We start from the raw sequence: 3,015 nt of genomic DNA, 5'->3' as shown, positions 1-3,015 counted from the left end.
GTGGACCTCACCGCCAAGGAGTTCGACCTGATGGAGCTGCTCATGCGCAACCCCGGCCGGGTCTACTCCCGGGAGAATCTGCTCAACATCGTCTGGGGCTACGAGTACGCCGGAGAGTACCGCACCGTGGACGTCCACATCCGCCGGCTCCGGGAAAAGCTGGAGATGGAGCCCGCCAACCCGGAGTACATTCTCACCAAGTGGGGCGTGGGCTACTACCTGAAAAATGGATAGGCCGGTCCAGACCCGGGAGGGAGGGAGGGAGGCCGGGGTCCGGGAGGAGCGCATCCCCTTCCGCCGCTCCATCCAGCTCCAGTTCGCCCTGACCTATCTCATTCTCATCGCCGCCATCCTCCTTCTGCTCAACACCTATCCGGTGCTGGTCTCCCAGGACCTGGTCTTCCGCTCCAAGGCCAGTATGCTCCACTCCCAGGCGTCGGTCATCGCCAACACCATCGCCCAGACGGAGAAGCTCTCGGCTGAGACGGTGCGGGGCTACATCGAGCCGCTGGACTATATGAGCCAGTACCGGGTGCTGGTCACCGACCAGTTCGGCCGCATCCTCTACGACAGCGACGACCTCCGGGCCACCGAGGGGCGGTATGCCATGCTCAACGAGGTGGTGGCCGCCCTGAAGGGCTACGATGTGGCCACCTCCGTGTACCGGGAGGATGCCTTTCACAGCCGGGCGGCGGTGCCAGTCCTCTACCGGGACATCACCATCGGCTGTGTCTACCTCTATGAGCACGACACCGAGCAGGCCCGGCTCCTGACGGATATCCAGCAGAACCTGCGCTCCATCTCCCTGGTGGTCTGTGTGGCGGCCCTCCTCATGAGCATCATCTTTTCCAAGGCCCTGACCCGGCGCATCGCCGAGCTCCTGCGGGCCATCCGCCGGGTCCGGGAGGGGGAGTACAGCCACCGGGTGGACATCCGGGGCCGGGACGAGCTCAGCCAGCTGGCCGGGGAGTTCAACCAGCTCACCGGCCGGATCCAGACCACCGAGGAGGTCCGGCGGCGCTTTGTCTCCGACGCCTCCCACGAGCTCAAGACCCCCCTGGCCTCCATCCGGCTGCTCACCGACTCCATCCTCCAGACCGAGGGCATGGACCTGGATACCGCCCGGGAGTTCGTCAGCGACATCGGCGAGGAGGCCGGCCGCCTCACCCGCATCTCGGAAAAGCTCCTCACCCTTACCCGCATGGACAGCGCCGTTCCGGTGGAGGAGGTCCCCGTGGAGGTGGGCGCCGTGCTGGAGAAGGTGGAGCATATGCTTACGCCCCTGGCCTGGGAGAGCGGCATCCAGGTGGAGGCCGAGCTGGAGCGGGGCTGTATGGTGCTGGCCACCGAAGACGACCTCTACCAGATCGCCTTCAACCTCATGGAAAACGCCGTCAAATACAACGTCCCCAACGGCCGGGTGACGGTGACCCTCCGGGGGGTGGGGGACCTGGTCCTCCTCACGGTGGAGGACACCGGGGTGGGCATCCCCGAGGAGGACCTGCCCAAGGTCTTCGACCGCTTCTACCGGGTGGACAAGGCCCGCTCCCGGGCCGCCGGAGGCACCGGCCTGGGCCTGTCCATCGTCAGGGATACCGCCCGCCAGCACGGCGGCGCCGTCACGGTCCGGCGGCGGGAGGGAGGCGGCACCTGCTTCCAGGTGGCCTTCCCCCGCTGGGACCCGGAAGGAGGTGAGGGACCATGCTCCGGCGGCTGACCGCGCTGCTGTGCGCCCTCGCCCTGCTCTCCGGCTGCGGCGCCGGGACCTCCGGCGGGGCGGAGGAGGGCTATACCGTCTACTTTACCGTCCCCTTTGACCCCGGCAGCGCCGAGGCCTGGGTGGAGGGTCCCGCCCTCGCCGGCGAGACGCGCCGCCTCCCCCAGGGGGAGGACGTCCTCAACGCCCTGGTGGAAGTTCTGCTGTCCGGGCCCCTCTCCGACGGGCTCACCTCTCCCTTCCCCGCCGGGACCCATCAGGTCTCCCCGCCGGTGCTGGAGGACGGGGTGTGCACCGTCAACCTCTCGGAGCAGTACGGCGGCCTCTCCGACGTGGACCTGACCCTGGCCGACTACTGTGTCACCCTCACCCTCTGCCAGGTGGAGGGGGTGGAGGCCGTTACCATTCTGGTGGAGGGGGCGGTCATCCCCTACGGGGACCACCAGCTCCTCCAGGGGAGCGACGTGGTGCTCTCCAGCGCCGAGGACGAGCCGGTCTACCTGGCCGCCGACCTCTACTTCCTCCGAGAGGGGGGCGGGCTGGCCGTTGAGTCCCGGGAGCTGCTGGTCCCCAGCGGCAGCCTTCCGGCGGAGGTGCTCCTCCAGGCCCTGCTGGACGGGCCGGAGGTGGAGGAGCATGACTTGCCCCTCCCGGAGGGGACCGATCTCATCGACCTGTGGGTCAACCGGGATGGGACCTGCTATGTTAACTTCTCCGCCCCCTTCCTGGAGAAGGAGCCCGTCCCCACCAGCCAGGCCCGGCTGCTGCTCTACGCCATTGTCAACACCCTCTGCCAGTTCTCCGACGTCAGCGCGGTGCGGCTGCTGGTGGAGGGGGAGTCCCCGGAGGCATACGGCGGGGTACCCACCGCTTCCCCTCTGGAGGCCAACCTGGATTTGGTGGTCCCGTAGCATCTCTCAGAAGAAAACAAGATGGAAAAATACGCAAATTGCAATAACAAGTTGAACACGCCCAGGCAGCAGGATCCGCAAGGCCGGTAGTCAGACCGCGTGATATACCGGCACCGAACAGAATATCCGATATCTGTCATGTGCAGATTCTTTGGCGTATCCCGCAGCGGTTATTACGACTTTGTCCGCCGTGCAGACAGACCCGAGAAAGATAAAGAACTGGCAGACATCATTGCCATGCAGCGCAAGCGATGCTGGGGCACTTACGGCTATCGTCGGATGTATCTGTGGCTAGGGCTTGTTTGAAAAATGGCAACATGCCCAATCAGCGGGTCTTTTGCCCCCTGGACGGCGCAATTTTTCCTTGAAATCCGCCAGGATTCCTGC

3 protein-coding genes are annotated in these 3,015 nt (G+C 65.8%); all 3 read left to right on the top strand.

Annotation, left to right across the window (positions count from 1 at the left end):
* Positions 1 to 234 (top strand): helix-turn-helix domain-containing protein (locus tag Q0K09_RS10650; RefSeq protein WP_294476215.1); only part of this gene is annotated, 234 nt, incomplete at its 5' end.
* Entirely contained in the window at positions 227 to 1,717 is a 1,491-nt protein-coding gene (locus Q0K09_RS10645; RefSeq protein ID WP_294476213.1) for a HAMP domain-containing sensor histidine kinase, read from the top strand. The genes Q0K09_RS10650 and Q0K09_RS10645, both read left to right, overlap by 8 nt.
* Complete coding sequence (locus tag Q0K09_RS10640; RefSeq protein ID WP_294476210.1) at positions 1,702 to 2,628, top strand: GerMN domain-containing protein; 927 nt, start codon at positions 1,702 to 1,704, stop codon at positions 2,626 to 2,628. Before Q0K09_RS10645 ends, Q0K09_RS10640 begins: the two co-directional genes overlap by 16 nt.
* The last annotated feature ends 387 nt before the right edge of the window (positions 2,629 to 3,015 follow it).

The sequence above is a fragment of the uncultured Intestinimonas sp. genome, from assembly GCF_944387725.1.
Classification (GTDB): domain Bacteria; phylum Bacillota; class Clostridia; order Oscillospirales; family Oscillospiraceae; genus Intestinimonas.
The sequence above is the reverse complement of the archived record's forward strand: the minus strand, read 5'-3'. Positions and strand labels throughout refer to the sequence as shown.